The organism is Companilactobacillus farciminis KCTC 3681 = DSM 20184 (assembly GCF_002706745.1).
GTDB classification, from domain to species: Bacteria; Bacillota; Bacilli; order Lactobacillales; family Lactobacillaceae; genus Companilactobacillus; species Companilactobacillus farciminis.
The window spans coordinates 1876305-1902728 of the sequence record NZ_CP017702.1 but is presented as its reverse complement, the minus strand read 5'-3'; the positions used below and the strand labels follow the sequence as shown (position 1 = coordinate 1902728).

Here is a 26424-nt window from a genome sequence, read left to right as displayed (position 1 = left end):
CAACGGCGTCAATGGATTCAAGCCTTACAGCTTATCCAAGACGTCAAAAATTATTTTAAAAAAGTGCTTGACTTGCTCTTACATCTTCGATAAGATAATTAAGTTGTCTGTTAGACATCACCTAACAAATTATCATTTACTTGATGATTTGTTAGAAAAATTATTTTAAAAAGTTCTTGACATTAAATTGTCAGCTTGATAAAATAATTAAGTCGCTGATGAGCGTAAGCGCTTAATCAGCTGGTAGACCTTTGAAAACTGAACAAAGTTTTAACACTAAATTGTGTAGGCCAACATTTATTTGTTGGATTTACAACGAAGTCAATTCGCTAGTATAATTTTTTATGAGTCACAAACTTTTAATATGAGAGTTTGATCCTGGCTCAGGACGAACGCTGGCGGCATGCCTAATACATGCAAGTCGAACGAACCATCCTGAAGATTGAAGCTTGCTTCATGATTCAGACCTTGGTGAGTGGCGGACGGGTGAGTAACACGTGGGTAACCTGCCCAAAAGTGGGGGATAACATTTGGAAACAAGTGCTAATACCGCATAACAACTACTTTCACATGATCGTAGCTTGAAAGATGGCTCTGCTATCGCTTTTGGATGGACCCGCGGCGTATTAGCTAGTTGGTGAGGTAATAGCTCACCAAGGCAATGATACGTAGCCGACCTGAGAGGGTAATCGGCCACATTGGGACTGAGACACGGCCCAAACTCCTACGGGAGGCAGCAGTAGGGAATCTTCCACAATGGGCGAAAGCCTGATGGAGCAATGCCGCGTGAGTGAAGAAGGTTTTCGGATCGTAAAACTCTGTTGTTGAAGAAGAACATGCGTGAGAGTAACTGTTCACGTACTGACGGTATTCAACCAGAAAGCCACGGCTAACTACGTGCCAGCAGCCGCGGTAATACGTAGGTGGCAAGCGTTGTCCGGATTTATTGGGCGTAAAGAGAATGTAGGCGGTTTATTAAGTTTGAAGTGAAAGCCCTCGGCTCAACCGAGGAAGTGCTTCGAAAACTGGTAAACTTGAGTGCAGAAGAGGAAAGTGGAACTCCATGTGTAGCGGTGGAATGCGTAGATATATGGAAGAACACCAGTGGCGAAGGCGGCTTTCTGGTCTGTAACTGACGCTGAGATTCGAAAGCATGGGTAGCAAACAGGATTAGATACCCTGGTAGTCCATGCCGTAAACGATGAGTGCTAAGTGTTGGAGGGTTTCCGCCCTTCAGTGCTGCAGCTAACGCATTAAGCACTCCGCCTGGGGAGTACGATCGCAAGATTGAAACTCAAAGGAATTGACGGGGGCCCGCACAAGCGGTGGAGCATGTGGTTTAATTCGAAGCAACGCGAAGAACCTTACCAGGTCTTGACATACCATGACAAACTAAGAGATTAGTCTTTCCCTTCGGGGACATGGATACAGGTGGTGCATGGTTGTCGTCAGCTCGTGTCGTGAGATGTTGGGTTAAGTCCCGCAACGAGCGCAACCCTTATTATCAGTTGCCAGCATTCAGTTGGGCACTCTGGTGAGACTGCCGGTGACAAACCGGAGGAAGGTGGGGACGACGTCAAATCATCATGCCCCTTATGACCTGGGCTACACACGTGCTACAATGGTCGGTACAACGTGTTGCGAACTCGCGAGGGCAAGCAAATCACTTAAAACCGATCTCAGTTCGGATTGCAGGCTGCAACTAGCCTGCATGAAGCTGGAATCGCTAGTAATCGCGGATCAGCATGCCGCGGTGAATACGTTCCCGGGCCTTGTACACACCGCCCGTCACACCATGAGAGTTTGTAACACCCAAAGTCGGTGGGGTAACCCTTCGGGGAACTAGCCGCCTAAGGTGGGACAAATGATTAGGGTGAAGTCGTAACAAGGTAGCCGTAGGAGAACCTGCGGCTGGATCACCTCCTTTCTAAGGATATGGTGCTTTAGCACCAACGGAAATACACAACGTTAAAACTTTGTTTAGTTTTGAGAGGCCTACCGGGCGCATTTCGGGCCTATAGCTCAGCTGGTTTAGAGCGCACGCCTGATAAGCGTGAGGTCGATGGTTCAAGTCCATTTAGGCCCATTCTCAGAAATTTTAATAGTACCATGGGGGTTTAGCTCAGCTGGGAGAGCACCTGCTTTGCAAGCAGGAGGTCATCGGTTCGATCCCGTTAACCTCCATTGACAGAGATGTCATACTCGTACCTTGAAAACTGGATATTAAGAATTAATGATTTAAAGAAACACCGAAAACTGCGCGATAAAAGTGGATGTATTTCCATATTTTGTCAAGATTAAGTTATAAAGGGCGCACGGTGGATGCCTAGGCACTAGGAGCCGATGAAGGACGTAACTAACGACGATACGCCTCGGGGAGCTGTAAGTAAGCTTTGATCCGGGGATTTCCGAATGGGGGAACCCAAATATCGTAATGGATATTTACTTGTTTGTGAATACATAGCAATCAAGAGGAACACGCAATGAACTGAAACATCTAAGTAGTTGCAGGAAGAGAAAGAAAATTCGATTCCCTGAGTAGCGGCGAGCGAAACGGGAATAGCCCAAACTATGAAGCTTGCTTCATAGGGTTGTAGGACTGATGTTGTGAGAACAAAAGGTAACGATAGTTGAACAAGTTGGAAAGCTTGGCCAAAGAGAGTGAAAGCCTCGTAAACGAAATCTGACCCACTCCATTCAGTATCCTGAGTACGGCGGAACACGAGAAACTCCGTCGGAATCCGGGAGGACCATCTCCCAAGGCTAAATACTCCCTAGTGACCGATAGTGAACCAGTACCGTGAGGGAAAGGTGAAAAGTACCCCGGAAGGGGAGTGAAATAGATCCTGAAACCGTGTGCCTACAAGTAGTCAGAGTCCGTTTATGGATGATGGCGTGCCTTTTGTAGAATGAACCGGCGAGTTACGTTAACATGCAAGGTTAAAATGAAAAGTTGGAGCCGTAGCGAAAGCGAGTCTGAATAGGGCGACTAAGTATGTTGATGTAGACCCGAAACCAAGTGACCTACCCATGACCAGGTTGAAGATGCGGTAAAACGCATTGGAGGACCGAACCCGTGTATGTTGAAAAATGCTGGGATGAGTTGTGGGTAGCGGTGAAATTCCAAACGAACTTGGAGATAGCTGGTTCTCTCCGAAATAGCTTTAGGGTTAGCCTCGGGGATTAGGATCGTGGAGGTAGAGCACTGTTTGGACTAGGGGCCCGTCTTGGGTTACTGAATTCAGATAAACTCCGAATACCATTGATCTATACCCGGGAGTCAGACGATGAGTGATAAGATCCACCGTCGAAAGGGAAACAGCCCAGATCACCAGTTAAGGTCCCAAAATTCATGCTAAGTGGAAAAGGATGTGGAAACGCATAGACAACTAGGATGTTGGCTTAGAAGCAGCCATTCATTCAAAGAGTGCGTAATAGCTCACTAGTCGAGTGATTCTGCGCCGAAAATGTACCGGGGCTAAGCATGATACCGAAACTGTGGATGCATCGTAAGATGTGTGGTAGGAGAGCGTTGTAAGAGCATTGAAGCTGTACCGTGAGGAGCAGTGGAGTTCTTAGAAGTGAGAATGCCGGTATGAGTAACGAAAGACCAGTGAGAATCTGGTCGGCCGCAAGACTAAGGTTTCCTGGGGAAGGCTCGTCCTCCCAGGGTTAGTCGGGGCCTAAGATGAGACCGAGAGGTGTAATCGATGGATAACAGGTTGATATTCCTGTACTAGTTTATTTTGTTTGAACGATGGAAGGACGCAGGAGGATGATGTGTGCGCGCTGATGGATATGCGCGTCCAAGCAGTAAGTCTTGATATGAGTCAAATGCTTATATCTCTAAGGACAAGCTGTGATGGGGAGTGAAATTTTAGTAACGAAGCACAACAACTCACACTGCCAAGAAAAGTTCCTAGTTAGAAATAAACTACCCGTACCGCAAACCGACACAGGTAGTCGAGGAGAGTATCCTAAGGTCAGCGAGTGAACTCTCGTTAAGGAACTCGGCAAAATGACCCCGTAACTTCGGGAGAAGGGGTGCTGGTGTAACAGCCAGCCGCAGTGAATAGGCCCAAACAACTGTTTATCAAAAACACAGGTCTATGCTAAATCGTAAGATGACGTATATGGGCTGACGCCTGCCCGGTGCTGGAAGGTTAAGAGGATCAGTTAGCTTTTGCGAAGCTGAGAATTGAAGCCCCAGTAAACGGCGGCCGTAACTATAACGGTCCTAAGGTAGCGAAATTCCTTGTCGGGTAAGTTCCGACCCGCACGAAAGGCGTAATGATTTGGGCACTGTCTCAACGAGAGACTCGGTGAAATTATAATACCCGTGAAGATGCGGGTTACCCGCGACAGGACGGAAAGACCCCATGGAGCTTTACTGTAGCTTGATATTGAGTTTTTGTGTGACATGTACAGGATAGGTAGGAGCCGTTGATTTCGGAACGCTAGTTTCGAAGGAGGCGTTGGTGGGATACTACCCTTGTTATATGAAAGCTCTAACCTACATCGCTCAGCGCGATGAGGGACAGTGTCTGGTGGGCAGTTTGACTGGGGCGGTCGCCTCCTAAAATGTAACGGAGGCGCTCAAAGGTTCGCTCAGAATGGTTGGAAATCATTCGCAGAGTGTAAACGTAAAAGCGAGCTTGACTGCGAGACTGACAAGTCGAGCAGGGACGAAAGTCGGAGTTAGTGATCCGGTGGTACCATATGGAAGGGCCATCGCTCAACGGATAAAAGCTACCCTGGGGATAACAGGCTTATCTCCCCCAAGAGTTCACATCGACGGGGAGGTTTGGCACCTCGATGTCGGCTCATCGCATCCTGGGGCTGTAGTCGGTCCCAAGGGTTGGGCTGTTCGCCCATTAAAGCGGTACGCGAGCTGGGTTCAGAACGTCGTGAGACAGTTCGGTCCCTATCCGTCGCGGGCGTAGGAAATTTGAGAGGAGCTGTCCTTAGTACGAGAGGACCGGGATGGACATACCTCTGGTGTACCAGTTGTGCCGCCAGGCGCATCGCTGGGTAGCTACGTATGGAAGGGATAAACGCTGAAAGCATCTAAGTGTGAAGCCCCCCTCGAGATGAGATTTCCCATTCCTTTATGGAAGTAAGATCCGTTAGAGAATATGACGTAGATAGGCTGCGGGTGGAAGTGTAGCGATACATGGAGCTGAGCAGTACTAATAGATCGAGGACTTAATCGAGTAAGAGTTTACAGCAGTTTGAAGTGTTTTAAATCATTGATATTAATATCTAGTTTTGAAGGTACGAGTGTCAAACAGTGTAGTGACGATAGTGAGAAGGATACACCTGTTCCCATGCCGAACACAGAAGTTAAGCTTCTCCGCGTCGAAAGTAGTTGGTGGGAAACTACCCGCGAGGATAGAGAGTCGCTACGCTGTCTCATGATGGAGGATTAGCTCAGCTGGGAGAGCATCTGCCTTACAAGCAGGAGGTCACAGGTTCGATCCCTGTATCCTCCATATCATGAGCCGTTAGCTCAGTTGGTAGAGCATCTGACTTTTAATCAGAGGGTCGACAGTTCGAACCTGTCACGGCTCATTTGCAACATATATACACACCATGCGGGTGTGGCGGAATTGGCAGACGCGCTAGATTTAGGTTCTAGTGTCCTTTGGACATGAAGGTTCAAGTCCTTTCACCCGTATTCAATATTGTTGTTGCAATATTGAGTTTCATTTAGTAAAATATGAAAGTATTGTTTTTATGCCGACTTAGCTCAGCTGGCAGAGCATCTGTCTTGTAAACAGGGGGTCGGAGGTTCGAATCCTCTAGTCGGCATAATGCGGAAGTAGTTCAGTGGTAGAACATCACCTTGCCATGGTGGGGGTCGCGGGTTCGAATCCCGTCTTCCGCTTTCATTATAGTAACGCCGGGGTGGCGGAACTGGCAGACGCACAGGACTTAAAATCCTGCGGTAAGTAATTACCGTACCGGTTCGATTCCGGTCCTCGGCACTATAATGAATATGCACCTATAGCGCAATTGGATAGAGTGTCTGACTACGAATCAGAAGGTTGTAGGTTCGACTCCTACTAGGTGCATTGCTCCAAATATTCAATCTCGGGAAGTGGCTCAGCTTGGTAGAGCACCTGGTTTGGGACCAGGGGGTCGCAGGTTCGAATCCTGTCTTCCCGATAGACAATGTATGTTGTCAGTTTCACAGTTTTTGGCGGTGTAGCTCAGCTGGCTAGAGCGTCCGGTTCATACCCGGGAGGTCGGGGGTTCGATCCCCTTCGCCGCTATTATTCCGGACCTTTAGCTCAGTTGGTTAGAGCAGGCGGCTCATAACCGCTCGGTCGTAGGTTCGAGTCCTACAGGGTCCATCATTTTGTATGGACCTTAACAATTATTGTTATCGCGGGATGGAGCAGTCTGGTAGCTCGTCGGGCTCATAACCCGAAGGTCGTAGGTTCAAATCCTGCTCCCGCAATTGTTTCAAAGATTAATTTGGTTCCTTGGTCTAGTTGGTTAGGACGCCTGCCTGTCACGCAGGAGATCGCGGGTTCGATTCCCGCAGGGACCGTTGATAGTTAGTCTATCATAAGAAGTTAGCCGTAAGGTAATATGCGGGTGTAGTTTAGTGGTAAAACCACAGCCTTCCAAGCTGTTGTCGCGAGTTCGATTCTCGTCACCCGCTTTGCCACTTTTATGGGCCTATAGCTCAGCTGGTTTAGAGCGCACGCCTGATAAGCGTGAGGTCGATGGTTCAAGTCCATTTAGGCCCACTATATCTGGAGAAGTACTCAAGTGGCTGAAGAGGCGCCCCTGCTAAGGGTGTAGGTCGCGTAAGCGGCGCGAGGGTTCAAATCCCTCCTTCTCCGTTTTAATATGACCCGTTGGTCAAGTGGTTAAGACACCGCCCTTTCACGGCGGTAACATGAGTTCAAATCTCGTACGGGTCATTGATGCTAGTCATCAAGAATTAAATAGTTTTACGTTTTAAGCAATGGAGGATTACCCAAGTCCGGCTTAAGGGAACGGTCTTGAAAACCGTCAGGTCGCGAAAGCGGCGCGTGGGTTCGAATCCCACATCCTCCTTAGTGGGTAGCATGTGATATTTTTTATTATCGCGGGATGGAGCAGTCTGGTAGCTCGTCGGGCTCATAACCCGAAGGTCGTAGGTTCAAATCCTGCTCCCGCAATTTGTTTTGAAAAAATTAAATTTGGTTCCTTGGTCTAGTTGGTTAGGACGCCTGCCTGTCACGCAGGAGATCGCGGGTTCGATTCCCGCAGGGACCGTTAATGGCTCGGTAGCTCAGTTGGTAGAGCAATGGATTGAAGCTCCATGTGTCGGCGGTTCGATTCCGTCCCGCGCCATTTTGGAGGGGTAGCGAAGTCTGGCTAAACGCGGCGGACTGTAAATCCGCTCCTTCGGGTTCGGTGGTTCGAATCCACTCCCCTCCATATTAGGGATATAGTTTAAAGGTAGAACTACGGTCTCCAAAACCGTCGGTGTGGGTTCAATTCCTACTATCCCTGTTTCTACCTTTTATCATGGCGGTATTGGTGAAGTGGTTAACACACCGGTTTGTGGCACCGGCACACGTGGGTTCGACTCCCACATACCGCCCTTTATTGGGTTATAGCCAAGCGGTAAGGCAACGGACTTTGACTCCGTCATGCGCTGGTTCGAATCCAGCTAACCCAATTGCTGTAAAAAAGAATATGGCGGTATAGCCAAGTGGTAAGGCAGAGGTCTGCAAAACCTTCATCACCGGTTCAAATCCGGTTACCGCCTTTGGTTATGCTCAAGTAATCAGGCATATATAATAATATGCCGGTGTGGCGGAATTGGCAGACGCGCAGGATTCAAAATCCTGTTCCCACTAGGGAGTATCGGTTCGACCCCGATCACCGGTATTGATGGTTTTAAACCAAATATCAGTTAGCTCAAATCATTGTTAAATCAATGACTTGAGCTTTTTTTGTATCTTCAAATAATGGAACTTTTGAATGTTTTTTGAACTTCTGCATATATTTTGCACATTATTGTATCTAAACTAATTGATTTCAAAATGATCAACAATGACGGAAACGGCTTTTTTGCCATTGTACTTTGAACTAAAGGAGTATTCGTCATGTACTTTAACTTTGCCATTGATAAAACCTTGAATGGTTATCTTATCGCCAATTTTGATGGTCTTATTAGACTTAATTGTTGTTACGAAGTATTGGTTGCTAGTCTTCAAGGGTGTTAGTAGCAAATGATAAGTACCTTGATCATCAAGATAGATGTCTTTTACGTGGAAGTTTCTCAAAGTTAAGTTCATGAATAGCACATTGCTACTGTATTGTTCCATAGAAGTTATATCTAGCTCCTTAGAGATGTCTGGATACTTATCGCTAGTCTTTTTCTTATGAGATTGAGAAACGGCTTGTACGTCGTTTTTAAGGTCATTTTTTAAAGGATTAAAGCTCTCTATACTGCAATCAGATAAAAAAATAAGGCTAGTAATTAAAGCAATCCGTTTTCGATTCATAATATCCTCCCAATAACTATTTACATTCAGTATAATTCTTTAAATATGTTGATATGTACGTAAAAGGATAGCTAATTATTTGTAAATGATAATTTTATATTTATTGCTTAATCAAAAATAATAATAATTTAAATTCAATAATCGACTTTATTTGGTATCTAAAAAAATTTTGACTTGTTAAGATGATTACAAAAACGGGAGAAAGTACATGCCAATGTCTTTAACTAAAAAACATTTAATCGAAACTACTTACCGAGAATTTTCTAGTCGACGGATTGATAAATTTACTTTAGTGGAACTAGCTCAAAAGGCTACTGTCAGTCGCAGTACGATTTACAATAATTTTGGTGGCTTGGAATTCGTATACAAGGACTTAGTTGAAAAGATCATCCTTGAAGAAATTACACGTGATTGTCGCTCCTACGAAGAATGGATCAAAAATCTAGTCGCATATATTTATGACAATAAGTTGCTTTGTTTAAATTTATATCGGCAGACGATGCCATTTATTAATCAAGAGCACGTTCATCGCCGAATAATGGAGAATTTCAGCAAAATATTGGTTCAATATAATCAGGAAAAAGTGATTAGTAAAGTGGCTCTGGATGCGTTTATTTTGATGTTAAAGAAGCAATTCGATAATAATTTAAAAACCAATCGTTTTGAGATGACTGAAGCCTTGGTAAAATATGGACATTTTTTATTTAATGTATAAAATTGCACATTTTCAGAAAAATGTAGATTCTCAGATGAAAACAGACACGTTAAAATATATTTGTAATCAGAAATGATTATAAAAAAATAAAGAGGAGAATTGCGGGAGTAATTTTATAAATAAAAAAACAATGATTCGTTGTGGGGTCATTGTTTTTGTTGTGTGCTTTGCTATATTTGAGATTATTATTAAATCATGTATTATATATACTTGAGGTGAAAAAATGTTTAGAAATGCTAAAGAGGAAGATGCAGACCAGATATTACCAATTTTGTTCCAAATCTTTGATGAAATGGAACTAGATGTTTTCAAAAAAGTTGGCGATGAGAAGATGGCCCAAGTTATTAAGGAAGGCTTTTTCCAACCGGGCTATCGCTATGGACTGGACAATATCCTAGTAAATGAGATCGATGGTAAAGTAGTAGCAATCATGGTCGGCTACCCAGAAGAGGCAGAAGATACGATTGACGAACCTTTGAAGAAAATCATGCACAAGTATGGTATCAAAGAAGATAACCTATTTGGTGATAAGGAAGCTTGGCCAGGTGAATGGTACTTAGATTCATTTGCGGTTGCTCCAGAATTTCAAGGTAAGGGTATCGGAACTGCAACGATGGAACACTTTATTGAAGTGATTCGCGACCGTGGCGAAAAGATACTAAGTTTAAATGTTGACGTTGATAACGCACCTGCTAGACACGTTTATGACAAGACTGGCTTCAAACAAGTTGGACAATTATATATCGGTAGTCATTTGTATGATCACATGCAATATGACCTAACTAAATAAAGACCTTTCCTTTGATTAGGAGAGGCCTTTTATTTATTGAAGTTATTTAGATAGGGCATGTTTGATTTTAATCCTAAATTATCTAAATCAGTTTTTGGCGCTAAAGTAGGTAGTTTAATGTATTTATCTAAAAAGATTGCTAACAGAGTACTCATAGGTCCATCATCCAAATTACCAAAAGATAATTCTAATCCGGGGTGACCTTGGCTTAAAATAGTTGGTTGAACTTGAAGAACTTCTTTGCCACCTTGGGTTACGTGGTAGTTGGATTCAACTAAATTACCGACGACACTCCAGTTGACTTTGCTAAGATACACAAATTTCAAGTCGATCATTGGAAGTGCATTGATGGTTGCTTTTTCTTCACCGTTGATTTTGATTGAGTAAATTTTTAGAAAGTTATTTTTTAGACTTATTTCACCAATTAATGTGTTTAAACGATTATATAATTTGATCAGGAACGGATTGTCTTTATCACGTGAGGCTATAAAGACTGTCTCCTTACTTTGATTGGCGACGACTAAGATATTGCCGACTGCCAAATCTGCTTTACGAATATAAAGCTCCATGATTAATCCTGCTTTTGGTCCTCAATCGTTTTTTCAATGATTTGGGCTACACCGTCGTTGGCGTTGTTGTCAGTTTCAATTTGGGCGATTTCTTTAATAGCTGGAATAGCATTTTTCATTGCTACACCAACGCCAGCATCTCTGATCATGGAATAATCGTTTAAATTATCTCCAATTGCCATAATTTCATCAGGTGAGATATTACGTTTTTTGGCATATTGTAGAAGAGCAATTCCCTTTTGAGCGTCAATGCTGTTGATTTCAACGTTGTTAGGGGATGAGGAAGTGACAACTACATCTTTAATATTTTTGGTGATTTCTTTTTTCATGGGAGCGAGTACTTTATGTTGGTGTTCGTTGAAACCAATTAACTTCATGATTTTGAAGGATTGGTCATTAAAAATATGGTCGTAGCTGTCAACAAAGTTCATTGGCATCATCTTGACACGTTCTTGAGTGTCTCTTAGCGCTTGCTTGAATGAAGTACCAGGGTTTAATTTGACTAACAAATTAGCTAAATTGTTGACTCTAGCTTCGCGGTCGTTAGAAAAGATTCCTTTGTTAGTAACGACTTCAAAGTAAATGTCGTACTTGTGAAAGTAGTCAACGACTTTGTTTTGAGATTCTGCTGAAATTGGATTGCTAGAAATCATTTCTCCCTTATTATCAAAGACTTCAGCACCATTTAAAGTGATGTATCCTGGATGAACTTGATTTCTTAAAAATGGTTCAGCCTCACTTAAACCACGACCGGTAGCGATTAAAAACTCGATACCAGCATTTTGTGCATCCTTGATTGCTTGGATGTTACGATCTGAAACCTCCATCTTTTCGTTTAGTAAAGTACCATCCATATCGGATGCGATTAATTTAATCATAAAGTTTCCTCCGAATGCGTTATGCTATAAGTGAATGTTACCATATTTTATAGCATTATATATCAAAACAGGTAGGTGTAAATTTGAAAACCTTAATAAATAACGATTGGCAAGAAGTTTTAAATGGTGAATTTGACAAACCGTATTATGAAAAGCTCCGTGAATTTTTAGTAGAAGAGTATAATACACAAACTATTTATCCAGAGATGCACCACATTTATCAGGCTTTTGAGTGGACTCCTTTTTCTGAGACGAAAGTTGTTATCTTAGGACAAGATCCGTATCACGAACCAAATCAAGCGATTGGCTGCAGTTTTGCAGTTCAACCGGGTGTAACGATTCCACCATCATTGCGCAATATCTATAAAGAATTACAAGATGATCTTGGTTGTACGCCGGTTAATCATGGTTATTTGAAGTCTTGGGCTACTCAAGGAGTCTTGTTGCTTAACTCGGTTCTTACAGTAAGAAGAGGACAAGCTAACTCGCATAAAGGCAAAGGCTGGGAAGAATTGACTGATTATGCAATCAAGGCCTTATCAGAACGTGGCAAGGTTGTCTTTATTTTGTGGGGGAATGCTGCTAAGAGTAAAATCCCTCTGATCGATCAATCGAAGAATACGATTATTTCTTCAACTCATCCGAGTCCATTTGCTGCTAGATATGGATTTTTCGGCTCCAAACCGTTTTCTAAGGCAAATCAAGCACTTTTAAACTATAATGAAAAAGAAATCAATTGGCAGTTACCTGAACGTGCCGATGATGAAATGGAGGAAAAGTAATGGATTTATTTGAAAGTCTCAAGAGTAAGATTAATGGAAAAGATTTAACAATTGTTTTCCCAGAAGGTGAAGAACCTAGAATTTTAGGTGCAGCCGTTCGTTTAGTTAAAGAAAATGTTCTTAAACCTATTTTAATCGGTAGCCAAGAGGAAATTGGCAAGGTTGCTGATGAAAAATCATTTGATATTTCTGGTATTGAAATTATTGATCCTAAAAATTACGCTGATTTCGACGCAATGGTTGAAAAATTCGTTGAACGTCGTAAAGGCAAGAATACTAAAGAACAAGCTGAAAAGATGCTTTTGGACAACAACTACTTTGGTACAATGCTAGTTTATTTGGACAAAGCTGACGGAATGGTCTCTGGTGCTATTCATTCAACTGGTGATACTGTTCGCCCAGCTCTTCAAATCGTCAAGACAGCTCCTGGCAATTCAAGAATCAGCGGTTCATTCATCATGCAAAAGGGTGAAGAACGCTACATGTTTGCTGACTGTGCTATCAATATCAATCCAAACGCTCAAGAGTTAGCTGAAATTGCCGTTCAAACAGCTAAAGATGCCAAATTGTTTGATATCGATCCTAAAGTGGCTATGTTGAGTTTTTCAACTAAAGGTAGTGCTAAGAGCGATGAAGTTACTAAAGTTGCTGAAGCTACAAAGATTGCTCAAGAATTAGCACCTGATTTGGCACTTGATGGCGAATTGCAATTTGATGCCGCTTTTGTGCCTAGCGTTGGTGCTCAAAAAGCCCCAGATTCAAAAGTTGCTGGACATGCCAATGTCTTTGTTTTCCCAGATCTTCAATCAGGAAACATCGGCTATAAGATTGCGCAAAGATTTGGTGGCTTTGAAGCTATTGGACCTATTTTGCAAGGACTTGCTAAGCCAATTTCTGATCTATCACGTGGCTGCAATGAAGAGGATGTTTATAAATCAGCTATTTTGACAGCAGCATTAGCATTATAGAATTAAGGAGAAATTATGCTTGAATACCAAGTAACGACCCATTCATACGAAGAAACTGAAGATTTAGGCGAGAAGTTGGCTCAATTGTTGAGACCAAGTGACGTTGTAGTCTTAAACGGTGATCTCGGTGTGGGAAAAACAACTTTAACTCGAGGACTAGCTAGAGGTTTAGGTATCAAACGCAACGTGAAGAGCCCAACTTTTACATTGATTCGCGAATATAAAGATGGCAAAATTCCTTTGTATCATATGGATGCCTATCGTCTAGAAAGTAGCCCTGATGAAGATTTGGGCTTTGATGAGTATTTCAATGGCGATGGTATAACGATGGTGGAGTGGCCACAATTCATTAAAGATGAGATTCCTGATGAACATTTGACAATCAATATCGAACGCCTGTCAGATTCTGATAGAAAGATCATTTTCAAATTGCATGGCGACAAATTTGATCAGCGAGGTTTTGACCAATTATGAGCCAACAACTAAAATTACGTGAAGCTGTTCCAAAAGATGCACAAAGTTTGCTGGATTTTTTAAAAAAAGCTAGTCAACAGAGTGATTTTATTTCGTTTGATGATATGAAAGATGTTACGGTCCAAGACGAAGAGATTGCTTTGGATGCTATTTTTCAGTCGCAATATGATGAATTGATTGTTGCAGTGCTTGAGGATGAAATCATTGGTTATTGTCGGTTGGAAAATATCGATGACCAAAAAGCGGAATTTGGCGTCGTAGTCGATAAGGATTTTTGGAACAATGGTATTGCTTCATTCTTGTTGGAAGAAGCAATTGATTGGTCTAGCGGTTCGCCATTAGAAAAATTGATTTTAGAAGTATATAAAAATAACCCAGCTGCAATTCATATTTATCAAAAATATGGATTTACAACTGAGTTAACTAAAGATAAAACATTAGTAATGTCAAAGATGGTTAAGTAAGCTTAATCATCTTTTTTATTTGTTCTGTTCCAAACTCTTGCTCGGTTTTAAGCAAAATTTCGGCACAAGCGACACTATCGGCTAAGGCGTTATGGTGATTTTTCAAATCGATGTTTAAGGCTTTAGAAACAGTATTTAACTTATGATTAGGGAAATCTGGATAAAACTTGCGACTCGTTCTCAAAGTATCGATGGTCAAATAATTTGGAACCATAATACCGTAATTAGTTAGGGTATTTTTCAAAACGCTATTGTCAAAACTGGCATTGTGAGCCGCAACGAGGTGACTGTTGTCAAATAACGACTCGATATGTGGCCAAACTTGATCAAAGGTTGGTGCATCTTGAACGTCTTGAGGCGTTATGTGATGAATTTGAATGTTGCGTGGGCTAAAAACTTCTCTTGGATTGATCAAAGTATAAAAGTTATCCACGATTTTGTTGTCTCGCACGAGAACTAAGGCTAATGAACAAGCACTGGAACGTTTACCGTTGGCTGTTTCAAAATCCATGGCGACAAAATTCATAAATTATTCTCCTTTAATATTAAGGTCTAATTCGATTGGACAGTGATCTGATCCATAAATGTCAGTTAAAATATCGGCATCTTGAATGAGTTGCTGACCATTTTTAGAAACGACAAAGTAATCAATTCTCCACCCAGCGTTGTTTTTACGGGCATTAAAACGATAACTCCACCATGAATATTTTATTTCTTGGGGATGAAGTGAGCGGAAACTATCGATAAAGCCGCTATCGAGCAATTCACTAAATTTGTCACGTTCTTGATCAGAGAAACCGGGATTTTTGTGATTAGTCTTAGGATTCTTCAAATCAATTTCTTCGTGAGCAACGTTTAGATCGCCACAGAGGATAACGGGTTTATCGGCTGATAATTGTAACATATATTCTCTTAAGACATCGTCATAACGCATCCGATAGTCGACACGTTTTAATTTTGGCTGTGAGTTAGGCGTATAGCTGTTAATTAAATAATAATCAGGGAATTCTAACGTTATAGTGCGTCCTTCATCGTCGAATTCTTCGATACCTAGACCTTGTTTAACAGAAATTGGCTCAGCTTTAGAGAAGACAGCAGTTCCAGAGTAGCCTTTTTTCTTAGCATAGAAAAAATATTGATGATAACCAGGCAAATCAAGGTCTAATTGACCTGCTTGCATTTTAGTTTCTTGAATACTGAAAACATCAGCATTTAATTGTTGAAAAGTAGTAACGAAGTCTTTTTTGACGACGGCACGTAAACCGTTTACATTCCAAGATATTAGTTTCATAAAATCACCTCGGCATAATTATAGCATTATTGGGATGCCTGTTTGGTCGTTAAGTAACTAACTATGTGATAAAATTAGACGTAAGTCTTAGTAACATAAAGGATGATGAATATTGAATTTTCCAGTTGAAAAATTACCAAATATTGAATTTAAATTAGATGAACCACTTAGTAAATATACTTTTACTAAAACTGGTGGAAATGCTGACGTTTTAGCTTTTCCCAAGACGCGTGAAGAGTTGATCCAAATTGTCGACACTGCGCGTGTCAACCAAGTGCCAATTACTGTGATTGGTAATGCCAGTAATTTAATTATTAAAGATGGTGGCATTCGCGGCATTGTGATTATTTTGCCTAACTTTAAAAAAATCGAAGTTTCTGAAACTAAAGTTACAGCTGAAGCTGGTGCAACGATTATTAATACGACCATTGCTGCACAAAAAGCTGGTTTGACTGGTTTGGAGTTTGCAGCTGGTATCCCTGGAAGTGTTGGGGGAGCTGTTTTCATGAACGCTGGAGCCTATGGTGGAGAAGTAAAAGATGTCTTTGAATCGGCTGAAGTTTTATTGCCAGATGGACATATCACTACTTTGACACACGATGATATGAACTTTAGTTATCGTCACAGTACCGTTCAAGATGACGGAGGTATCGTTATAAGCGCTACGTTCAGTCTAAAACGCGGTAACAAAGACGTTATTCAAGAAGAAATGGACCGTTTGAATGCATTGAGACGTTCTAAACAGCCACTGGAATACCCATCATGTGGGAGTGTCTTCAAACGTCCAAAGGGTCATTTCACTGGTCCTTTGATTATTAAAGCTGGTTTGCAAGGCAAAATGGTCGGTGGAGCACAAGTTTCTATGAAACACGCTGGCTTTATCGTCAATGTCAAACATGCTACAGCAACTGACTATATGAATTTGATTCATTTGATCCAAAAGACTGTTAAAGAGAAGTTCGATGTTGAGCTTCATACCGAAGTTCGCATTATTGGTGAAGACAAAAAATAAAAGAATGGTAGGTGTTGTCTGTGGAAATACTTGAATCAATTATTTTGATTCTTTCACTTTTAATTATTGCCAATATTGTTAGTCACTACTTTGTGTCGATTCCACCGAGTTTGTTACAAATTGCGGCCGGGGTTTTAGCGGCATTATTTATGCACGTCAAAATTTATGTCGATACAGAGTGGTTTTTGTTAGCATTTATTGCGCCGATTTTGTTTAATGATGGAAATAATTTTCCTAAACGGGAACTTTGGAAACTCAAGGGTCCAATTTTAGGGAACGCAATTATTTTAGTTATTATTTCGACTTTAGTTGGTGGGGTATTCGTGAAGTTCTTAATTCCGAGATTGCCTTGGGCGACCGCTTTTACGCTCGTGGCAGTACTGTCGCCAACTGATCCAATTGCGGTGCAGTCGATTGCTAAAAAAGCACATATCCCAGATAAACTGATGCATTTGATCAGTGGCGAGAGTTTGATCAACGATGCATCTGGTTTGATTTGTTTTAAATACGGAGTTGCTGCTACTGTTACTGGGATGTTCTCATTAAAGAGCGCTACGATCGATTTCTTCCACATTTCAATTGTTGGTGCTTTAGTGGGTGCAATAATGATTTGGATTTTTAACGGAATCCGTTTGTACTTGATCAATCAAGGTGTGGACGATTCGATTTTGCATGCCATAATCCAAATTATTATTCCATTTATTATTTACTACGTTGCCGAAGATGTCTTCGATGTTTCTGGTGTTGTGGCGGTCGTAATTGCTGGTATTTTGAATATTTCTTCAAACCACAATATGAGCGCTTTTACACCGGAGATTCGTCTAATCACATCAAGAACCTGGGATTTAGTCGTTTACGTTTTAAACGGAATTGTCTTCGTCTTGTTGGGAATTGAAATTCCTTTTGCAATGGAAGAATTGATTCATAACGATAATATCAACACTTTCTTAGCGACAATTTTAGCTTTTGTTATTTGGATAATGCTAGTCGTAATTAGATTCTTGTGGAGTTATATTTACTCGACATTTTCTAATAATCCTGACGGAAAAATCAAATTATGGTCTAAGACTAGACTTTACGATTGCTTGATGTCAGGAATTTCTGGAGTTCGTGGAGCCGTAACTATGGTCGGTGTGCTTTCACTTCCTATGACAATCAAAGGTGGAGCACCATTTCCTTCCAGAACGTTATTGTTATTCGTTGCTAGTGCAGTAATCATTTTCAGTTTGCTGGGAGCAACGATTTTAATACCACTGATGACTAAGAGTAGTGCTCCGGTCGCTTATCGTGGTAATACCTTTAGTTCTGATGGGGCAAGTGATTCTGACGATGATGAAGAGGAGAGCGCACCTGTTGAATTGACGCGAATAGAAGCGAATCGTGTCATTTTAGATAAGACAGTCAAAAAGCTCCGTAATGAGATGGATGACGGCGATACAGCAGTTTACTCTTCGGTCATTGCTGAATACTTGAATGATATTAGAAATTTGAGTTTTCGTAACCACAATTCTAATGTTGTCAGCCATCAAATCAGTAAGCGTCGAGTAAAGAGTAAAAAAGACGCTGAATTGTGGGACATTTGTTTCAATTGTGAATTAGAAGCTATCGATGAATTGTACGAAAATCATGAGATATCTGATGATTCATATGATTTAGCAACGAGAAAAATCGCTAAATATAAAAAAGAAATTGTTCACCGACGTTATAACACAACGATAGAATTTTTCATCAGCTATTTTAGAAGAACCTTCTTACAAATTAGACGTTGGATCTATCGTTCAGTTAAATATAACGACGTGCAACAGATGAACCAAGACTCGATCAAGATTTCGATTGCTGGAGCGAAAAGAGCCTTGGAAAAGCTTCAAGAATTGAATCAATCTGATCAAGAAGATATTGATGATAACTTGATTTACATTTTCCAACGGCATTATGAAGATCGTTTGGAATTGTTGCAAGGTAAATATCGTGGACGTTCGCCAGAATTCAATAGTGAACGGATGGCGTTAGAAGTTAAGGCTTTGAGTTACCAAAGAGCCTTCGTTCAAGATATGTTGGAACAAGGACGTGTCAGCAAAATAACTGCTAATGAATTAAGAAAAAATATTAATTATAGCGAGGAAGTTATCAATATAGGTGTGGAATAAAAACACAAAATATGATGAACTTTTATAATTTTTATTGTTTGTTATAATTAGTTCGAACTGCTAAGGAGCTAGAAAAATGAATTTTATACCAAGCAATATTTTTACATGGCAGAACCTGGCTAACTTGGTTGATATCCTAGTAGTCTGGTATTTTTTATACAAAGTTCTGTCGATGTTACGAGGAACTAAAGCAGTACAGCTTCTCAAAGGAATCGTAATTATTTTTGGTGTAAAACTGATCAGTTGGGCCTTGAATTTGCACACTGTGTCATTTTTGATGGACCAATTGATCAACTGGGGAATTATTGTTATTGTCATAATCTTCCAGCCAGAAATAAGACGTGGTTTGGAGCATTTGGGAAGATTGCCGTTATTCAGTTCGACGAGCAATGAAGAAGGTAAGACGAAAAATCATTTGATTGAAAGTCTTGATCAAGCTATCCAATATATGAGTAAGCGTCGGATTGGGGCTTTGATAACTTTGGAGATGAATACTGGTTTGGAAGAGTATGTCGAAACCGGAATTGATTTGGATGCCGAAGTTACTGGAGCTTTATTGATCAATATTTTCATTCCGAATACGCCATTGCATGATGGGGCGGTTATTATTCGAAATAATCGAATTTCAGTAGCTGCTGCCTATTTGCCTCTTTCTGAAAGTAATACGATTCCCAAGGAATTAGGAACACGTCATAGAGCCGCGGTTGGTATCAGTGAAGTGACCGATGCTATTACGATCGTTGTTTCTGAAGAGACTGGTGGTGTTATGATTACTCGAAACGGTCATATGATGTTGGATCTAACGAGAGAAGATTATCTCAAATATCTTCACGCTCAACTTAAAGATCCGAACGAAAATGCCAACCGTTCAATTTTAGATTTCTTTAAAATAGGTCGTCGAAAGAAGGAGGACCAAAATGAAAAAGATAATTAACAGTAATTATTTTTATGCATTTATTGCCCTCTGTTGTGCATTATGGTTGTTTTTCTACGTCAGCTCACCCGGTGTTGGATCAACGAGAGATTCCAATCAATCTAACACTTCAACTGTAACGAAGAAGACAACTATTTCAGTACCACTGCAATTACAAGCCGATGTTGACAAGTACTATATAACTGGGTATCCAGAAACCGTTAAAATAACGATTGAAGGACCTTCGGCTTTAGTTACGGCAACAAAAAATACGCAAAATTTTAATTTATATTTGAATTTAAAAGATTTATCTGTTGGGCAGCATCGCGTGCAAATTAAAGAATCAGGATTAAACAGTGAATTGACTTACAGCATCAAGCCTAAGTACGTCACAGTTAATATCCAGCACCGTGAAACTAAGAAGTTCGATGTAGATGTTGATTACAACCAAGATTCCTTAGCTACTGGCTATGAAGCTGGCAAAGTAGAAGTCTCTCCAGAAACGGTAACAGTAACTGGAGCGGCTACCGAAATTGAAAAAATTGCCAAGGTAATCGTCAAGCCAATTTTGCCTAAAGGAATAAAATCGACATTTGATCAAGAAGTTTTAGTGCAAGCACTCGATAAAAATGGTAAAACTGTAAATGTTACATTGGATCCACAAACTGTTCACGTCAAAATTCCTATTTCGATTCAGAGTAAACAGGTCAGCATAAATTTGAAGCAAAAAGGAACCTCAAGCAGTACCACTTCAAATCTATCGGTTACCTCTGATGTCAAGACGATTCGAGTCTATGGAACGCAAGATCAAATTGATGCAATCAATAGCTCAATTGACGTACCAGTCGATGTCAGCGATGTGAATGGCAATACTAAAAAATCAATCAATTTGGCTGACGCTTTAGGAAGCAAAGTGGCTTTTACAGATCCAGACACTATTGATGTTTCGATTTCCACTGGTTCATCCAGTTCATCAAGCAGCAATAGCAATAGTAATACAAGTTCGAATACTACTAACAGTAGTACGAACAATGATACAAGTTCATCGAATGATAATTCGACAGACGATAATAGCGAACAATAATACGCTGGGGGTAAGTTTTTCATGACAAAATATTTTGGAACAGACGGAGTAAGAGGTATTGCAAATAAAGAATTAAGTCCCGAACTAGCATTCAAGCTAGGAAGATTCGGTGGCTACGTTCTAACACAACATTCAGAAAATGATGATGCACGTCCACGTGTTTTAGTTGCTAGAGATACACGTATTTCAGGTCAAATGTTGCAATCAAGCTTGATTTCTGGACTACTTTCTGTAGGTATTGAAGTTTTGGATCTTGACGTAATCACTACTCCTGCCGTAGCATATTTGATCCGTGCCGTTTCTGCTGACGCAGGAATTATGATCTCTGCATCACACAATCCTGCTGAAGATAACGGAATCAAGTTCTTTGGTTCAGACGGTTATAAGCTACCAGATGACGTTGAGGAAGAAATTGAAGAATTGTTGGATGCTAAAGAAGACACTTTACCAAGACCATCAGCTGAAGGTTTAGGTAGCGTTTCTGACTATCCAGAAGGTGCTCAAAAGTATCTCCAATTCTTGAAGCAAACTCTTTCTGATGATTTGAGCGGCATGAAGATCGTATTGGATACTGCTAATGGTTCAACTAGCCGTTTGGCAAGCACATTGTTTGCTGACTTAGGCGTAGACTTTGAAATTATGGCATCTCATCCAGACGGAATCAATATCAACAAAAATGTCGGTTCAACTCATCCAGAACAATTGGCACAACGTGTCAAAGATTCAGATGCTGTAGCTGGATTGGCTTTTGATGGTGATGGAGACCGTTGTATTGCTGTCGATGCTGACGGAAATATCGTTGATGGTGACAAGATCATGTTCATTCTTGGTAAATACCTTCACGATGGTGGCCGTCTCAAGAAAGATACAATCGTAACAACTGTTATGAGTAATATTGGTTTGTACAAGGCTATCGAAGCTAACGGGATGAAGTCAGTTCAAACTGCTGTTGGAGACCGTCACGTGGTTGAAGAAATCCGTGAGAATAATTACAACATCGGTGGCGAACAATCAGGTCACGTTGTTTTGTATGAATACATGAATACTGGTGATGGAATGTTGACTGGTATCCACTTGTTGCACGTTATGAAAGAAACTGGCAAGAGTTTAGCAGAATTGGGTGCACCAGTTAAAGTTTATCCACAAAAATTGGTTAATGTACCTGTTGCTGACAAAAATTCATGGGACAAGCACCAACCAATCCTAGACGCTATCAAAGCAGTTGAAGATGAAATGAACGGCGATGGTCGAGTACTAGTTCGTCCTAGTGGTACTCAAGCATTGTTGCGTGTTATGTGTGAAGCTTCAACTGAAGAAAAGGTTAACGAATACTGTGACCAAATCGTTGAAGTAGTTAAAAATGAATTAAGCTAAAATATTGGTTTAATGGTCTTAAAGGTCATATAATAAAATTAATAAATAGAGATTGAGGGATTTATGCCTCAATCTCTATTTTTTTGGCATACTTTTTTCTTATTGATTTTATAGAGAGTGTATTATATCGGCATATACCAACTATACCGGTTGTCCAATTATGGTATGTACCAACTATACCATTTAAGAAAAATGTTAATATTTTCTTGACAAAAAAACTTAATATTAGTATTCTAGGCATTGTCGCAAGATGATAAAGTTAATTCGAATGAACTATACCACTTAAAAATAATAAACTAGACCAATTGAGAAAGGCTTGAAAAACTATGTGTGGAATTGTTGGAGTAATTGGAAATAATAAAACTACTGATATTTTATTGAACGGACTGGAAAAACTAGAATACCGTGGCTATGATTCAGCTGGTATTTATGTCAATAATCAAGCAGGTAAGGATTACTTGGTTAAAGAAGTTGGTAAAATCAGCAAACTTGAAGATGCTGTTACTGAAGACGTTGTTGGATCAGTTGGAATTGGTCATACTAGATGGGCAACTCATGGTAAGCCAACAGTAGAAAATGCACATCCTCATTTCTCAGAAGACAATCGTTTTTATTTAGTTCACAACGGTGTTTTGACTAACTTTGAAGAATTAAAAGAAAAATATTTGCAAGGCGTTGACTTCAAGAGCCAAACTGATACTGAAGTAGCCGTTCAATTAGTTGATCACTTCGCTAAAGAAGGTATGAATGGTGAAGCTGCTTTTAGAAAAGCTCTTGGCTTGATCCAAGGTTCATATGCCTTTGCTATGATTGATAAGGAACAACCAGACAGAATCTTTGTTGCCAAGAATAAGAGTCCATTGTTGATCGGTTTGGGCGATAACTTCAATGTTATTTGTTCCGATGCTATGGCTATGCTTGATCAAACCCATGAATTCGTTGAGATCCATGATGGTGAAGTTGTTATTTTGGGAAAAGGTAGCGTTAATATTTCAAAAATCGATGGTACACCAGTTCACAGAGATTCATACACAGTCAACTTAGATGCTAGTGACATTTCTAAGGGAACTTACGAACACTACATGCTAAAAGAAATTGACGAACAACCAAATGTAATGAGAAAAATTTCTCAAAACTATATCAATCCAGATGGAAGTTTGAACGTTGAACAAGACTTGTTGGACGAATTGAAGAAAGCTGATCGACTATACATCGTTGCTGCCGGTACTAGTTATCACGCTGGTTTAGTTGGTAAAAATATTTTTGAAAAGATTGCTGATATTCCAGTTGATGTTGAATTAGGTAGTGAATTTGGTTACCACATGCCAAAACTTTCTAAGCATCCATTCTTCATCTTCCTATCACAAAGTGGTGAGACAGCAGACAGTCGTCAAGTGCTTGTTAAAGTAAATGAAATGAATTTGCCAAGTTTAACTATGACAAATGTTCCTAACTCAACACTTTCAAGAGAAGCAACTTTCACAATGGAACTTCTAGCAGGTCCTGAAATCGCCGTTGCTTCAACTAAAGCCTATACAGCTCAAATTGCTGTCGAATCAGTTTTAGCTAAAGCTTTGGGTGATGAAAAGAACTTAGAAGTAGCAAAAGACTTCAACTTGAAGAAACAACTTGCTTTGGCTGCTAACGGTATTCAACAAATCGTTGACGAAAAAGCAACCATCAAGCAATTAACAGCTGACTACTTAACAGATCAAACAGATGCCTTCTATATTGGCCGTGGAATCGATTATGCTTTATCACTTGAAGCAGCCTTGAAACTAAAGGAAATCTCTTACATCCACGCTGAAGGCTTTGCTGCCGGAGAATTGAAGCACGGTACCATTGCTTTGATTGAAAAGAATACTCCAGTAATTGCCTATATCAATGATGGTGTTGGTGCTAGTCATACACGTGGAAACATTCAAGAGGTTGAAGCTCGTGGCGCTCACGTACTAGTAATTGCTAGTCAAAAGTATGCTGAAAAAGGTGACCAAATTATCATCCCTGAAATCGATGAATTGATCTCACCAATCATCAGTGTTGTACCCGCTCAATTGATTGCCTACTATGCAAGTTTGGCACGTGGCAATGACGTTGACAAACCTCGTAATCTTGCAAAAAGTGTAACAGTAGAGTAGCCTATTTAGACATAGTGGATATATAATAGTCTCGTAATTGAGGCTATTTTTTTTACTATAAAAATTATAGATTGGTGGTTTTATGAGGAATAAAAAATTAAATCTGTTTTCAACAGTTATGTTTGGTCTGAGTGCTATTATTGGCTCCGGTTGGATGTTCGGTTCTAGTCAAGCAGCTCAAATAGCTGGTCCAGCGGCAATCTTGTCTTGGATTATTGGGGCAGTTTTAGTAGCAATGATTGCGATGGTTTACGTTGAGATTGGGACAATGTTTCCTGAAGAAGGTGCGATGAGTCGATTTACGATGTATACTCACGGATCGCTTTTGGGACACATTTTCTCATGGGCTAATTGGCTATCGCTTTTAGCAATTTTACCGATTGAAGCTGTAGCATCAACTCAATATATGAGTACTTGGCCTTGGGAATGGGCACAGTGGACTCATGGTTTTATGAAAGATGGACAATTAACGCCACAAGGATTAATGATGGCGGCTGTGATGATTTTAATATTTACATTTATCAATTATTGGTCAGTAGCAATTATGGCTAAGTTCAATAATTTCATTTCAGTTTTAAAATTAGTTGTACCGATTATTACAATGATCTTTTTAATTACTGCTCACTTTGATTTAGGCAATTTGGGAAGCAACTTTCAAGAATTTATGCCAAACGGTTCTGCTTCAATTTTCGTGGCAATTGGTAGTGCCGGAATTATTTATTCTTACGTGGCTTTTCAAACGGTTATCAATTTGAGTAATGATATTGATAAACCTTCGGTCAATATTAGACGAGGAATAATTATTTCGTTATTAATTAGTGCTTTGGTTTATATTGCCTTACAGATTGTCTTTATCGGCGCTTTACCACAGTCAGTAATTGATGCTGGTTGGGCTAAGATCAATTTCAATTCTCCATTTGCCGATTTGGCAATTTTGTTAAATATTTATTGGTTGTCGACTTTGGTTTACTTCACGGCCTTTATCTCACCAGTTGGGAGTGGTATCGCCTTTGCTTCTTCAGCTAGTAAGTCATTATCTTCAATGCCTAAGAATAAGCATTTACCAATGTTTTTGAGTAATGCTAATAATAAATATCATTCACCTAGAGTGGCTTTGATGATAAATATGTTTGTTAGTTTTATTTTGATTTTACTATTTAAGAATTGGTCGCTACTTTCACGAGTAGTTGCAGCATCAACTTTGATTTCACTTTTGTCAGGTCCAGTAGTTGCTGGTAGTTTACGAAAGATGGGTCCTAAGTTGAAACGTCCAACGAAAATCAAAGGGATGCATATTTTGGCTCCAGTTGTCTTTGATTTGATCAGTTTGGCAATTTATTGGGCAATGTTCCCAACGACTGTGGAAGTTATTGTTATAATAATCGTTGGTTTGCCAATTTACTTTATCTATGATGCTCGTCGTGGATTTAGAGAGTTTAAGCAAAAATTATATGCTAGTTTGTGGTTGATCGTACATTTATTTGGATTAGCAATGATTTCATGGTTAGGTAGTTCCAGTTTTGGAGGAATTAACTTAGTTCATTATCCATTTGATTTTATTGTGATTTTGATTTTCTCTACGTTTATGTACTTCTGGGCAATTCATTCCTTGTATTATTCAGGATATTTTGATGATGCCAAGGAGATCAATGCAACAGTTAAAATGGATGAGGAATAATGAAAAAAATTAAGCAATACGAGAAATGGTTTTACGGAATAGCAGTCGTGATTTTATTAGGATTGTTTTACAGTTCTTCTATGACTTATAAGCAACAGACATCGGTGCCTTTTTTGGAAAGATACCTTCAAAATAAACCCTTTGAACACGGTTTGTCTCAAATAGGTTTTAATTATGGTGGTAAATATCAATCGGTTGCTAACGATGGCTATTTTAAATTCGTTGAGTTCTTTATTCGTAAGGGAGCACATTTTAGTATTTATTTGGTTTTAGGAGTTTTTCTCGCATTAGCTTTGATCACATATTTCAGACGTAATTATTTTTTGATGATTTTTATACCTTGGATGACAACGACTGGCTTAGCAGCTTTCGATGAATTTCATCAAGGATTGACTGGTGGACGGACACCGTTAGTTGAAGATGTGATTTTAGATAGCGCTGGAGCTTTTACTGGCATCGTTATATTAGTAATTTGTCTGTATTTGTTTAGCTTTAAAAATAAAAAATATGATTCAAATTTATAAAATAATAATTACAAAAGGCGGCCTAGATGGTCGCCTTTTTTGTTATACGATTAATTATCGATTTTTATATAAAAGAAAACCTGCCAAAGGCATAAAAATAGAAATTAATT

Annotated in this window: 19 protein-coding genes, 28 tRNA genes and 3 rRNA genes; 45 read left to right on the top strand and 5 right to left on the bottom strand. The window is 40.0% G+C overall.

Annotated elements, in window-relative coordinates:
- Window positions 1–360 precede the first annotated feature (360 nt).
- From LF20184_RS09395 to LF20184_RS09245, 31 genes are all read left to right on the top strand, one after another.
- Window positions 361–1927 (top strand): 16S ribosomal RNA (locus LF20184_RS09395).
- Between the two features lie 84 nt (window positions 1928–2011).
- Window positions 2012–2086 (top strand) — tRNA-Ile (locus tag LF20184_RS09390).
- Window positions 2087–2111: 25 nt separating this feature from the next.
- Window positions 2112–2184: transfer RNA gene (locus LF20184_RS09385), tRNA-Ala, on the top strand.
- A 111-nt stretch (window positions 2185–2295) separates the two neighbouring features.
- Window positions 2296–5213, top strand: a 23S ribosomal RNA gene (locus tag LF20184_RS09380).
- A gap of 78 nt (window positions 5214–5291) precedes the next feature.
- A 5S ribosomal RNA gene (rrf, locus tag LF20184_RS09375) occupies window positions 5292–5408 on the top strand.
- The 16S, 23S and 5S rRNA genes sit together here with 28 tRNA genes alongside, the layout of an rRNA operon.
- Window positions 5409–5419: 11 nt before the next feature.
- Window positions 5420–5492, top strand: a tRNA-Val gene (locus LF20184_RS09370).
- A gap of 6 nt (window positions 5493–5498) precedes the next feature.
- Window positions 5499–5571, top strand: a tRNA-Lys gene (locus LF20184_RS09365).
- A gap of 23 nt (window positions 5572–5594) precedes the next feature.
- A tRNA-Leu gene (locus LF20184_RS09360) sits at window positions 5595–5677 on the top strand.
- A 61-nt stretch (window positions 5678–5738) separates the two neighbouring features.
- A tRNA-Thr gene (locus LF20184_RS09355) sits at window positions 5739–5811 on the top strand.
- 4 nt (window positions 5812–5815) lie between these two features.
- Window positions 5816–5887, top strand: a tRNA-Gly gene (locus LF20184_RS09350).
- A gap of 14 nt (window positions 5888–5901) precedes the next feature.
- A tRNA-Leu gene (locus tag LF20184_RS09345) sits at window positions 5902–5987 on the top strand.
- Window positions 5988–6000: 13 nt separating this feature from the next.
- Window positions 6001–6074 (top strand) — tRNA-Arg (locus LF20184_RS09340).
- 20 nt (window positions 6075–6094) lie between these two features.
- Window positions 6095–6168 (top strand) — tRNA-Pro (locus LF20184_RS09335).
- A 33-nt stretch (window positions 6169–6201) separates the two neighbouring features.
- Window positions 6202–6275, top strand: a tRNA-Met gene (locus LF20184_RS09330).
- 7 nt (window positions 6276–6282) lie between these two features.
- Window positions 6283–6356: transfer RNA gene (locus LF20184_RS09325), tRNA-Ile, on the top strand.
- 33 nt (window positions 6357–6389) lie between these two features.
- Window positions 6390–6463: transfer RNA gene (locus LF20184_RS09320), tRNA-Met, on the top strand.
- 19 nt (window positions 6464–6482) lie between these two features.
- A tRNA-Asp gene (locus LF20184_RS09315) sits at window positions 6483–6556 on the top strand.
- A 43-nt stretch (window positions 6557–6599) separates the two neighbouring features.
- Window positions 6600–6670: transfer RNA gene (locus tag LF20184_RS09310), tRNA-Gly, on the top strand.
- A 13-nt stretch (window positions 6671–6683) separates the two neighbouring features.
- Window positions 6684–6758 (top strand) — tRNA-Ile (locus LF20184_RS09305).
- A gap of 8 nt (window positions 6759–6766) precedes the next feature.
- Window positions 6767–6854 (top strand) — tRNA-Ser (locus tag LF20184_RS09300).
- 9 nt (window positions 6855–6863) lie between these two features.
- Window positions 6864–6935: transfer RNA gene (locus LF20184_RS09295), tRNA-Glu, on the top strand.
- Window positions 6936–6981: 46 nt separating this feature from the next.
- Window positions 6982–7071 (top strand) — tRNA-Ser (locus LF20184_RS09290).
- A 30-nt stretch (window positions 7072–7101) separates the two neighbouring features.
- Window positions 7102–7175, top strand: a tRNA-Met gene (locus LF20184_RS09285).
- Between the two features lie 23 nt (window positions 7176–7198).
- Window positions 7199–7272, top strand: a tRNA-Asp gene (locus tag LF20184_RS09280).
- A 5-nt stretch (window positions 7273–7277) separates the two neighbouring features.
- Window positions 7278–7350: transfer RNA gene (locus LF20184_RS09275), tRNA-Phe, on the top strand.
- Window positions 7351–7354: 4 nt separating this feature from the next.
- Window positions 7355–7437: transfer RNA gene (locus tag LF20184_RS09270), tRNA-Tyr, on the top strand.
- Between the two features lie 4 nt (window positions 7438–7441).
- Window positions 7442–7512: transfer RNA gene (locus tag LF20184_RS09265), tRNA-Trp, on the top strand.
- 18 nt (window positions 7513–7530) lie between these two features.
- Window positions 7531–7603 (top strand) — tRNA-His (locus LF20184_RS09260).
- 6 nt (window positions 7604–7609) lie between these two features.
- Window positions 7610–7681 (top strand) — tRNA-Gln (locus LF20184_RS09255).
- Window positions 7682–7700: 19 nt separating this feature from the next.
- A tRNA-Cys gene (locus LF20184_RS09250) sits at window positions 7701–7771 on the top strand.
- A gap of 38 nt (window positions 7772–7809) precedes the next feature.
- Window positions 7810–7893, top strand: a tRNA-Leu gene (locus tag LF20184_RS09245).
- A 140-nt stretch (window positions 7894–8033) separates the two neighbouring features.
- Here LF20184_RS09245 and LF20184_RS09240 read toward each other — a convergent pair.
- Complete coding sequence (locus LF20184_RS09240; protein WP_010020455.1) at window positions 8034–8513, bottom strand: hypothetical protein; 480 nt, start codon at window positions 8511–8513, stop codon at window positions 8034–8036.
- 208 nt (window positions 8514–8721) lie between these two features.
- Here LF20184_RS09240 and LF20184_RS09235 point away from each other — a divergent pair, with 208 nt between their 5' ends.
- Together LF20184_RS09235 and LF20184_RS09230 are read left to right on the top strand one after the other, a co-directional pair.
- On the top strand, window positions 8722–9228 hold the full coding sequence (locus LF20184_RS09235; RefSeq protein WP_010020453.1) for a TetR/AcrR family transcriptional regulator: 507 nt from the start codon (window positions 8722–8724) through the stop codon (window positions 9226–9228).
- A 223-nt stretch (window positions 9229–9451) separates the two neighbouring features.
- A complete protein-coding gene (locus LF20184_RS09230) occupies window positions 9452–10018 on the top strand; it encodes a GNAT family N-acetyltransferase (RefSeq protein ID WP_010020451.1) in 567 nt (188 codons plus the stop codon).
- 29 nt (window positions 10019–10047) lie between these two features.
- Here the strand turns inward: LF20184_RS09230 and LF20184_RS09225 are convergent, their stop codons facing one another.
- Entirely contained in the window at window positions 10048–10587 is a 540-nt protein-coding gene (locus tag LF20184_RS09225) for an LURP-one-related/scramblase family protein (protein ID WP_010020450.1), read from the bottom strand.
- 2 nt (window positions 10588–10589) lie between these two features.
- Window positions 10590–11465 (bottom strand): Cof-type HAD-IIB family hydrolase, encoded by an 876-nt coding sequence (locus LF20184_RS09220; RefSeq protein ID WP_010020449.1) that lies wholly within the window; start codon window positions 11463–11465, stop codon window positions 10590–10592.
- An 83-nt stretch (window positions 11466–11548) separates the two neighbouring features.
- Between LF20184_RS09220 and LF20184_RS09215 the strand changes: the two genes are divergently transcribed.
- The 4 genes from LF20184_RS09215 to LF20184_RS09200 are packed head-to-tail and all read left to right on the top strand — an operon-like array spanning window position 11549 to window position 14153.
- Complete coding sequence (locus tag LF20184_RS09215; protein WP_010020448.1) at window positions 11549–12247, top strand: uracil-DNA glycosylase; 699 nt, start codon at window positions 11549–11551, stop codon at window positions 12245–12247.
- Window positions 12247–13215 (top strand): phosphate acetyltransferase, encoded by a 969-nt coding sequence (gene pta / locus LF20184_RS09210; RefSeq protein WP_010020447.1) that lies wholly within the window; start codon window positions 12247–12249, stop codon window positions 13213–13215. The genes LF20184_RS09215 and pta overlap by 1 nt, the downstream gene beginning before the upstream one ends.
- 15 nt (window positions 13216–13230) lie before the next feature.
- Window positions 13231–13689, top strand: a complete 459-nt coding sequence (gene tsaE / locus LF20184_RS09205) for a tRNA (adenosine(37)-N6)-threonylcarbamoyltransferase complex ATPase subunit type 1 TsaE (protein ID WP_010020446.1) — start codon at window positions 13231–13233, stop codon at window positions 13687–13689.
- Window positions 13686–14153, top strand: a complete 468-nt coding sequence (locus LF20184_RS09200; RefSeq protein WP_010020444.1) for a GNAT family N-acetyltransferase — start codon at window positions 13686–13688, stop codon at window positions 14151–14153. The genes tsaE and LF20184_RS09200 overlap by 4 nt, the downstream gene beginning before the upstream one ends.
- On the opposite strand, the gene LF20184_RS09195 is transcribed toward LF20184_RS09200, so the two are convergent.
- Both LF20184_RS09195 and LF20184_RS09190 read right to left on the bottom strand, forming a co-directional pair.
- Window positions 14146–14679 (bottom strand): 3'-5' exonuclease, encoded by a 534-nt coding sequence (locus LF20184_RS09195; RefSeq protein WP_056945218.1) that lies wholly within the window; start codon window positions 14677–14679, stop codon window positions 14146–14148. The genes LF20184_RS09200 and LF20184_RS09195 overlap by 8 nt on opposite strands.
- Before the next feature lie 3 nt (window positions 14680–14682).
- Entirely contained in the window at window positions 14683–15444 is a 762-nt protein-coding gene (locus LF20184_RS09190; protein ID WP_010020441.1) for an exodeoxyribonuclease III, read from the bottom strand.
- A 112-nt stretch (window positions 15445–15556) separates the two neighbouring features.
- On the opposite strand from LF20184_RS09190, the gene murB reads away from it, so the two are divergent.
- The 8 genes from murB (at window position 15557) to LF20184_RS09150 (ending at window position 26314) form a co-directional block, all read left to right on the top strand.
- Window positions 15557–16456, top strand: coding sequence for a UDP-N-acetylmuramate dehydrogenase (gene murB, locus LF20184_RS09185; RefSeq protein WP_010020440.1), 900 nt, complete (start codon window positions 15557–15559; stop codon window positions 16454–16456).
- A gap of 20 nt (window positions 16457–16476) precedes the next feature.
- Complete coding sequence (locus LF20184_RS09180) at window positions 16477–18603, top strand: cation:proton antiporter (protein WP_010020437.1); 2127 nt, start codon at window positions 16477–16479, stop codon at window positions 18601–18603.
- 76 nt (window positions 18604–18679) lie between these two features.
- Window positions 18680–19537 carry a diadenylate cyclase CdaA gene (gene cdaA / locus LF20184_RS09175; RefSeq protein WP_010020436.1) on the top strand — a complete coding sequence of 286 codons (858 nt, stop codon included), beginning with the start codon at window positions 18680–18682 and terminating at the stop codon, window positions 19535–19537.
- Window positions 19521–20600, top strand: coding sequence for a CdaR family protein (locus LF20184_RS09170; RefSeq protein ID WP_010020435.1), 1080 nt, complete (start codon window positions 19521–19523; stop codon window positions 20598–20600). The genes cdaA and LF20184_RS09170 overlap by 17 nt, the downstream gene beginning before the upstream one ends.
- Before the next feature lie 21 nt (window positions 20601–20621).
- Entirely contained in the window at window positions 20622–21974 is a 1353-nt protein-coding gene (gene glmM, locus LF20184_RS09165; protein ID WP_010020434.1) for a phosphoglucosamine mutase, read from the top strand.
- Between the two features lie 326 nt (window positions 21975–22300).
- A complete protein-coding gene (gene glmS, locus LF20184_RS09160; protein ID WP_010020433.1) occupies window positions 22301–24112 on the top strand; it encodes a glutamine--fructose-6-phosphate transaminase (isomerizing) in 1812 nt (603 codons plus the stop codon).
- Between the two features lie 82 nt (window positions 24113–24194).
- Window positions 24195–25790 (top strand): APC family permease, encoded by a 1596-nt coding sequence (locus tag LF20184_RS09155; protein WP_056945219.1) that lies wholly within the window; start codon window positions 24195–24197, stop codon window positions 25788–25790.
- Window positions 25790–26314, top strand: coding sequence for a VanZ family protein (locus tag LF20184_RS09150; RefSeq protein WP_010020427.1), 525 nt, complete (start codon window positions 25790–25792; stop codon window positions 26312–26314). The genes LF20184_RS09155 and LF20184_RS09150 overlap by 1 nt, the downstream gene beginning before the upstream one ends.
- Window positions 26315–26424 lie beyond the last annotated feature (110 nt).

Coding starts and splice junctions, on each gene's coding strand:
- cdaA (WP_010020436.1), top strand. CDS start 18,680: ATGAATTTTATACCAAGCAATATTTTTACATGGCAGAACCTGGCTAAC.
- LF20184_RS09235 (WP_010020453.1), top strand. CDS start 8,722: ATGCCAATGTCTTTAACTAAAAAACATTTAATCGAAACTACTTACCGA.
- glmM (WP_010020434.1), top strand. CDS start 20,622: ATGACAAAATATTTTGGAACAGACGGAGTAAGAGGTATTGCAAATAAA.
- pta (WP_010020447.1), top strand. CDS start 12,247: ATGGATTTATTTGAAAGTCTCAAGAGTAAGATTAATGGAAAAGATTTA.
- LF20184_RS09195 (WP_056945218.1), bottom strand. CDS start 14,679: ATGAATTTTGTCGCCATGGATTTTGAAACAGCCAACGGTAAACGTTCC.
- LF20184_RS09155 (WP_056945219.1), top strand. CDS start 24,195: ATGAGGAATAAAAAATTAAATCTGTTTTCAACAGTTATGTTTGGTCTG.
- LF20184_RS09230 (WP_010020451.1), top strand. CDS start 9,452: ATGTTTAGAAATGCTAAAGAGGAAGATGCAGACCAGATATTACCAATT.
- tsaE (WP_010020446.1), top strand. CDS start 13,231: ATGCTTGAATACCAAGTAACGACCCATTCATACGAAGAAACTGAAGAT.
- LF20184_RS09190 (WP_010020441.1), bottom strand. CDS start 15,444: ATGAAACTAATATCTTGGAATGTAAACGGTTTACGTGCCGTCGTCAAA.
- LF20184_RS09170 (WP_010020435.1), top strand. CDS start 19,521: ATGAAAAAGATAATTAACAGTAATTATTTTTATGCATTTATTGCCCTC.
- LF20184_RS09220 (WP_010020449.1), bottom strand. CDS start 11,465: ATGATTAAATTAATCGCATCCGATATGGATGGTACTTTACTAAACGAA.
- LF20184_RS09200 (WP_010020444.1), top strand. CDS start 13,686: ATGAGCCAACAACTAAAATTACGTGAAGCTGTTCCAAAAGATGCACAA.
- glmS (WP_010020433.1), top strand. CDS start 22,301: ATGTGTGGAATTGTTGGAGTAATTGGAAATAATAAAACTACTGATATT.
- LF20184_RS09225 (WP_010020450.1), bottom strand. CDS start 10,587: ATGGAGCTTTATATTCGTAAAGCAGATTTGGCAGTCGGCAATATCTTA.
- LF20184_RS09240 (WP_010020455.1), bottom strand. CDS start 8,513: ATGAATCGAAAACGGATTGCTTTAATTACTAGCCTTATTTTTTTATCT.
- LF20184_RS09150 (WP_010020427.1), top strand. CDS start 25,790: ATGAAAAAAATTAAGCAATACGAGAAATGGTTTTACGGAATAGCAGTC.